The sequence below is a fragment of the Candidatus Frankia alpina genome, assembly GCF_902806485.1.
In the GTDB taxonomy this organism is placed as follows: Bacteria; Actinomycetota; Actinomycetes; order Frankiales; family Frankiaceae; genus Frankia; species Frankia alpina.
Map to the genome: position 1 here is coordinate 21,242 of NZ_CADCWT010000039.1, position 6,682 is coordinate 27,923.

5 protein-coding genes and 2 pseudogenes are annotated in these 6,682 nt (G+C 71.7%); 2 read left to right on the forward strand and 5 right to left on the reverse strand.

Features of this window, described 5'->3' with window-relative positions:
- Positions 1-30 precede the first annotated feature (30 nt).
- Complete coding sequence (locus G6R25_RS07135; RefSeq protein ID WP_163552344.1) at positions 31-912, forward strand: SDR family oxidoreductase; 882 nt, start codon at positions 31-33, stop codon at positions 910-912.
- 147 nt (positions 913-1,059) lie between these two features.
- Here G6R25_RS07135 and G6R25_RS07145 read toward each other — a convergent pair.
- The 5 genes and pseudogenes from G6R25_RS07145 to G6R25_RS30195 all read right to left on the reverse strand — a co-directional run.
- A pseudogene (locus G6R25_RS07145) lies at positions 1,060-2,181 on the reverse strand (MerR family transcriptional regulator); the annotation flags it as partial.
- A gap of 5 nt (positions 2,182-2,186) precedes the next feature.
- Positions 2,187-3,011, reverse strand: coding sequence for a 2-phosphosulfolactate phosphatase (locus G6R25_RS07150; protein ID WP_336500824.1), 825 nt, complete (start codon positions 3,009-3,011; stop codon positions 2,187-2,189).
- 179 nt (positions 3,012-3,190) lie between these two features.
- Positions 3,191-5,002 carry a helix-turn-helix transcriptional regulator gene (locus tag G6R25_RS07155; protein WP_163552339.1) on the reverse strand — a complete coding sequence of 604 codons (1,812 nt, stop codon included), beginning with the start codon at positions 5,000-5,002 and terminating at the stop codon, positions 3,191-3,193.
- Positions 5,003-5,179: 177 nt separating this feature from the next.
- Positions 5,180-5,446 carry a hypothetical protein gene (locus G6R25_RS25045; RefSeq protein WP_205446941.1) on the reverse strand — a complete coding sequence of 89 codons (267 nt, stop codon included), beginning with the start codon at positions 5,444-5,446 and terminating at the stop codon, positions 5,180-5,182.
- Positions 5,447-5,597: 151 nt separating this feature from the next.
- A pseudogene (locus G6R25_RS30195) lies at positions 5,598-6,041 on the reverse strand (ATP-binding protein); the annotation flags it as partial.
- 170 nt (positions 6,042-6,211) lie between these two features.
- On the opposite strand from G6R25_RS30195, the gene G6R25_RS07165 reads away from it, so the two are divergent.
- On the forward strand, positions 6,212-6,436 hold the full coding sequence (locus G6R25_RS07165; protein ID WP_163552340.1) for a hypothetical protein: 225 nt from the start codon (positions 6,212-6,214) through the stop codon (positions 6,434-6,436).
- Positions 6,437-6,682: the final 246 nt, after the last annotated feature.

Here is a 6,682-nt window from a genome sequence, read left to right on the forward strand (position 1 = left end):
CTTGTGTCCCATCACTTGTAGGAGTCAGTCATGCGCGTCTTCGTCACCGGTGCCAGCGGCGGGATCGGCTCCGTGGTCGTCCCCGAACTCCTCGCCGCGGGCCACGAGGTCCTCGGCCTGGCGCGCTCCGACGCCTCGGCGTGGGCCATCACCGCCGCCGGCGCCGCCGTGCTGCGCGGCGACCTCGACGACCCCGACAGCCTGCGCGCCGGCGCCGCCGAGTCCGACGGTGCCATCCACCTCGCCTTCACCAACGACTTCACCGACTTCGCGAACTCGGTCGCCGCCGAGACCCGCGCCGTCGAGACCTTCGGCGCCGCGCTCGAAGGCAGCGGCAAGGCGCTGGTCATCGCCTCCGGCACACCCGCCGTACCCGGGCGCTCCGCGACCGAACACGACCCGATGCCGACCGACGGGCCGATCGGCGGCCGCGGCCGCAACGCCCAGACGGTCCTCGACCTGGCCACCAGGGACGTCCGCTCCGCGGTCGTCCGCCTCCCCCGGTCGGTCCACGCCCGGGGCGGACCGTATGGCTTCGCCTCGCTGCTCATCGAGGCAGCCCGGCGCACCGGCGTCGCCGGCTACGTCGGTGATGGCACCCAGCGCTGGCCCGCCATGCACCGCCTCGACGCCGCCCGACTCTTCCGGCTGGCCCTGGAACACGCCACCCCCGGCACGGTGGTTCACGCCGTCGCCGACGAGGGCGACACGATGCGGGCCATCGCCGAGGCCATCGGCCGCCAGCTCGGCCTGCCCACGGCTGCCGTCCCGGCGGAGACCTTCGGATTCCTCGGCGGCATCTTCGGCGTCGACCAGCCCGCCTCGAGCACGCTGACCCGGGAACGGTTCGGCTGGCAGCCCACCCGGCCGAGCCTGCTCGACGACCTCGAAGCCGGGAACTATCCGGCCTGAGCCGATCGAGCCGGCGAAGGAGGACGGTGACCAGAAGTGGCCGCGCGTCGAGACCGAGGACACGACCGACCAGCTCCGGACGGCCCAGCTCCGGACGACCCAGGTCAGGAAGCCGCCCGGGCGGGTGGCCGGCGCGCCGAGGTACCGAGCTGCGGCGAACAGCAGGTTTGGCTGCCGTTTCTCCGCCGGCAGTCCCTCCAACAGTCGCAGCACCCGTGCGTCCGCCGCGACTGCCAGGGCCAGCGCCTCATACGTCGGGGACTGTCCACGCGCCTCACGCGCCGCGAACCTTCGATACCGCTCCGCCGTTGTCATCAGGCCACCGTGCGCCCGCACACCGGCGCTACGCCAATGATCGCGCCAGTCGTCTCGGAGAGGTGCTCGGATCGGCCGGTCGCTGCCGATCCGGCCGCGCGCACCTGCGGACGGTCGAAGGGAGGGGCAGGACGTCGTGATCGGCTCCTGGAGTTCGGTGACCCACAGCTCAGGGGCGTCCGGGGGGCAGGACAGGTACAGCTCGCGGGCGTAGCCGACGGCGCGGTGGCCGTGGGAGTCGATCCAGCGGGCCAGGGTCTGGCCGGTGGCGACGATCTCGTTCACGGACCCGCGGTGCAGGAGGGTGGCCGCGGCGGGGATCGCAGGGAGGTCCACGATCGCGACGTCGTGGCCGGCGTCGGGTTCGGCCGCGACCGGCCGCGCGGCATGAACACTGATCACGGCGTCGCCGTGGGCGGCATCGGTGTAGTAGGCGAGGGCGGGGCCGGTCGGGGTCAGGCCGGCGCGGGCCAGCCGGTCGATCAGGTCGGCGAACAGGGGCGTGAGGACCGGGGTGATGTCCTCGGGGGCGTAGCTGGCGGCGGTGGCGACCAGCTCCGCGACCCGCACGGCGGCGACGGGCTTGATCACAACGTTGTCGGTGGGCATGTGTCCCTCGTTTTCGATGGCGCGGAGCCTCGCCTGCACCCGGGCCAGCCGGGCGGTGTCGGCCGCGATCGTCGCCGCGAGTTCCGCTCGGCGCAGCCTCAGCATGCCGCGCAGCTCGTCGACGCTGACCTGCTCGTCGACGAGGGCGCGCACCTGCGCGAGGGTGAAGCCGAGGTCTTTGAGGGCGACGATCCGGTTGAGTCGGGCGAGCTGGCCGGCGTCGTAGAAGCGGTAGCCGCTGGCCGGGTCGACCCGGGCGGGCCGCAGCAGTCCGATCGCGTCGTAGTGACGCAGCATTCGGACCGACACGAGCCCGCGGCGGGCGAAGTCTCCGATGGCGAACATGACGCTTACCGGTGTACGGCCTGACACCGTGTCAGGGGCAACCGGTCAACCGGTCCGGGGACGGAGAGCCGTGAACGCGCCGCCGCGCAGCACGGGCACGTTCGCGTCGGCGTCGAGCTGGGCGGCGGCAGCGACGTGCCCAGGCCCAGCAGCTCCCGTCCGGAGGACGATGCGCGCAGGTCGTCGTGCAGGTCGGGGGCGGCCGCGCGGAAGGCGGCCATGGCCGCGCGGGCCTCCGGGGAGATCTGCGCCCGAGGCAGGGTGCCGGCGTCGACGGCACGGGCGATGATCGCGCCGGCGCCGAGGAGATCCTCGACGGCGGGGCGCAGCGGACCGGCATGCGCGTGTCCCGACGGGGCGGGCCACCGCTCCCCCGCGGCGATCACCGCGACGGCCCGGCCGGCGGCGACTTCGCCGGCGAGCAGCGTGCCCACCGCGGCGGCGTTACGCAGACAGCCGGCGATCAGGGTCGCGCCGAGGTCGGCGGCCGCGGCCGACAGGGTGGCGCCGTTGGGCGAGGGCAGCACGAGCCGGGTTCCGGCGGGGATGCCGGCGAGGTCGGTGGGTGACAGGGACCAGGGTGTGCTCGGATCTTCGCGCAGGCCGGCGAGAACCGCCCCGTGCCGCGCGGCGAACGGTGCGGCGGTGGCATTGCGCCAGGGAAAGGGCAGCACCTGCGCGCCGCGGGTGACGGCGACGCTGACCGCGGTGGTGAACCGCAGAACGTCGACGATCACGACGGTGTCGCTGACCGGCGCGAGCACAGCCAGGTCCTCACCGCCCCAGCCGAAGCGAACTCGAAACGGCCGCTGCTCGCCATCGGCCACCACGAACCACTCCTGCCCGTCTCCACACCTCGCCCCGACGTGGCACGAGGGGCTGTACTTGACATGACTGACATGGGTCCTCACGGAAATGGGTCCTCGCGGGTCGCCCTGCACAAGCCTAAGTGTGCCCACCGCGTCGGTGTTGCGTAGGCAGCAGGGTTCAGCGCAACGCGGTGCGGCGTTCAGTCGTCCGTACGCCGCACCGCTGTCAGGGAACCGTCGGCTGCGAGTGCTTCTCGCAGGGCGTGGCGGGAGGTGATGTGCAGCTTGCGGTAGGTCTTGGTGAGGTGCTGTTCCACGTCGCGGGTGGTGACGAACAGGGCCTGTGCGATCTCGCGATTGGTCCTGCCTTCGATGGCGAGCAGGGCGACCTGGCGTTCGCCGCCGGTCAGCGATGCCGGTCCGCTCACGGCGGTCCTGCGGGTACGGATCCCCAGGGCGAGCAGCTCGTGGCGTGCCTGCGTGACCAGCGGTTGCGCGCAGCAGCGGGTGGCGAGGTCCAGTCCGTGGCGTAGCTGATCCTCGGCTTCTCCGCGGGCATGGGCGCGCCGCAGCGCGGCACCGTAGGCGATCTGGGAGCGGGCCCGCTCCAGCTGGGCCGGCGAGGATTCCAGCACCGTGACGGATTCGCGGAGCCGTTGCAGCATCAGGGGGCGATCGTCGGCGACGAGGCCGGCGACTCGCAGGGCGATACCGAGCGCGCGAGCGGCGCCGAAGTGCCGGCTGCGCTCAAGCTCTTCGTCGGCGAGCCTGCGGGCGTGGTCGTGGTGGCCGAGGGCGTGGTGCGCCAGGGCCGCTTCTGCTCGCCAGTGGGCAAAGCCCGGATTCGTGTAGCCGGACGTGGTCAGGGAGTCCCCGCAGCTGCGCAGGTCCGTGAGAGCGTCCTGGGGGCGGTGTTGACGCAGGCGTAGCCGTCCACGGGCAACGTGGAAGAAGTGTGCCGTGAGCATGTTCAGCGGGACCGGTCCGTCCAGCTGGCGGGAGGTCAGCAGGGCCTGCGCGTCGTCGATCGCGCCTTTGTCGACGAGTGCGTCGATCAGTACCGCGACGGCGAGCGGGGTCTGCCCGTCGTGGTCGGTGTGGATGTCCAGGGCGATGCGCGCGTCGGCTTCGGCATCAAGCAGGCGGCCCGCGTACAGCGTGGTGTGGGAACGCAGGATCGACAGGTAGGCGGACTCGGCCGCGTCGCCGTCGCGCTGCGCGGCCTCGATACCGGCGGCGAACAGCGCCAACGCCAGGTCGAGACGGTCGGCGATGGCCAACGCGGGGCCGGCGAAGCTCACGATGATGAACCGGTCGCGGGCGTGCTGTCGGCCAGCGGGTAGCGGACCGGTAGCGGCCTGCCCTGCCAGCTGCGCCACCTGCGCCGCGGTGCGGTCGGCGACGGCGGCCGCGGCGAAGGCGACTGTCGCCCGGGCCACCCGCTCCTCCGTTGTCGCCCGGGCCACCCGCTGCTCCGTTTCGCCTGCGCTCGCGCGGGAGGTGAGCCGGTCGAGCCGGTCAAGCCAGGACTCGACCGGCTGGCCCGCGAGCAGATCGGCGAGGGCGATTCCGGCGAGCAGACGACGCGACAGGTCGGGATCGTCGCGAGATCCACTCGAGCGGACTCGTTCCAGGATCGCCACGGCTTCGTCGCCCCGGCCGAGCATCGTCATCAGAGCGCCGAGACTCAGCGCGATCTCGGCCTGAGCGGAGGGGCCGGTGGTCAGGTCGAGTGCCTCGCGCATCACCGTCGCCGCCCGGTCGGGCCGGTTTGCCATCCCCAGGGCCAGACCGGCTTCCAGCAGTAACCCGCTGCGCGCCTGCGCGGTGGGTGGTTCGGTGAGCGCTCGTTCCAGCAGGACGGTGGCCGGTTCGGGAGCGCCGCGGGTCAGGGCTTCGGACGCGGCCGCGCGTAGCCCGGCGACGACCCACTGATCGTTGACGGGCTCGCAGTTGAGCAGGTGCGTGCCGAGCCGTTCGGCCGGCGCGTTGCCAGCCTGCAGCAGCCACACGGCCCGCTTGTGCGCGAGGCCGCGTTGGGTGCTGTCCGTGTCCAGGTAGATGGCGGTCCGGATGAGGGGAAGCGTGACGGTCAGCGGCTGGCCAGCAGCGAGAATTCCCTCGTCGATCAGCGTGTCGATCGCGAGCGCCGCGCGGGTCTCGGAGAGGTCGGCGAGGCTCGCGGCGTGTCAGAGCGTCGCATCCGGGCCGAGCCGGGCCAGCCGGACCAGCCAGACCAGCAGGGCACGCGAGACGTTGTCGGCCCGCAGCGCATCGAGCCGGCCGGTCGCAGCCGCCACCGGCCGGACCTTGTCGGCCCGCAGGGCAAGGATGGCCTCGGCAAGCAGGAACGGGTTTCCGCCGCTGGCGTGGGCGCACGCCCGGCAGAACTCGTCGTCGGCGTCCGGCGACAACCGCGTGCGGACGAGCTCGCCCACAGCGTCGATGCTGAGCACGTTCGGTCTGAGGGTTCTCCAGCCGCAGACCAGCCAGCGTGCTGGCGACCAGGTCGGAACCGACGCTGCTGACAGGGCTGGCTGCGAGCAGGAGCAGCACGGGCAGATCGGTCGTGCGCCGGGCCAGGTAGGCGATGAAGCGCAGCGAGGCATCGTCCGCCCAGTGCACGTCGTCGATGGTCAGCAGGAGCGGACCACGGTCGGCCAGGTTGGCGCAGACCCAGAACAGACCGTGCAGGATGCTGCCCAGTGTTCCACCGGTGCCGTCCGTGTGTTCCACCAGAACCGGCTCGGCCAGCGCTGCCGCGCCCTCGAACAGCTCCGCGCGCTGTGTGCGGTCGGCCCGCCGCCAGACGGGTTCGAGAAGCTGGCGGACAATGCCGAACGCATACTCCCGTTCCAGCTCGGCGCCGGTCGCCGACAGCACCCGCACGCCGCGACTGCCCGCGTGGTCCCGGGCGGCTGCCAGCAACACGGTCTTACCGATTCCGGCCGCGCCTTCCACAAGCAGCGTCGTCCCGTGGCCTGCCACCGCCGCGGCAACGACCTCCTCGACACGATTCAACTCGCCGTCACGTTCAACCAGACCACTCACGTCGCCCTAGCCTTCCCCCTACCACACCGCCCTGCCGGGAGCGCAGGGAGGCGCCGCGGGCAGAACTGCGACAGCCGGAGACGGCGAGCCTCCGGCTGGGTGATTCCGTAGTACCACAGCCTACGGTTGGGCCTGCTCGCTGGTGCGAAAACCCTTCGGTCGCCACCGTAGTGCGCGCGCCGGCCATCGGAATCATCGTCGAGGCCATGTCATCCGACCGAGAGATCCAGCGGTGGCAGGTCGAGATCATTTACGGCGTCGAGCCGGTGCATGGATTCATCGACGACCTGAACGGCCTGCGCATCCCGTTCAGCGGCTGGCTGCAGTTTCTCGAAGCAGCCGAGCGGCTGCGGGCAGCGCCATCCGGTGCCGAACCAGAGAAGGAAGGACGGTGACGGAGCGGCGGAGGTGCCACCTGCGGAGCCACCGCAGCAGGACCACCGCAGCAGAAAAGCTCGGGGACATGAGTCGAAAGAATCCTTGCGATCAAGATCGATCAGTCAAACTTGGGGGAAGGGAATGGCCGGCAGCGCGGCAGGTACCGAGGCGAACTCACCGGGGCGGGAGGTGGCCCTGGCGGTCGTCAGATGGAGAGTGAGCCTTTCCCGGTAACGTTTCGTCGCTTTGCGTGACATCAATGT

What these genes read in the sequence shown, in the direction of transcription:
- G6R25_RS07135 (WP_163552344.1), top strand. Translation starts at nt 31, where the DNA reads ATGCGCGTCTTCGTCACCGGTGCCAGCGGCGGGATCGGCTCCGTGGTC.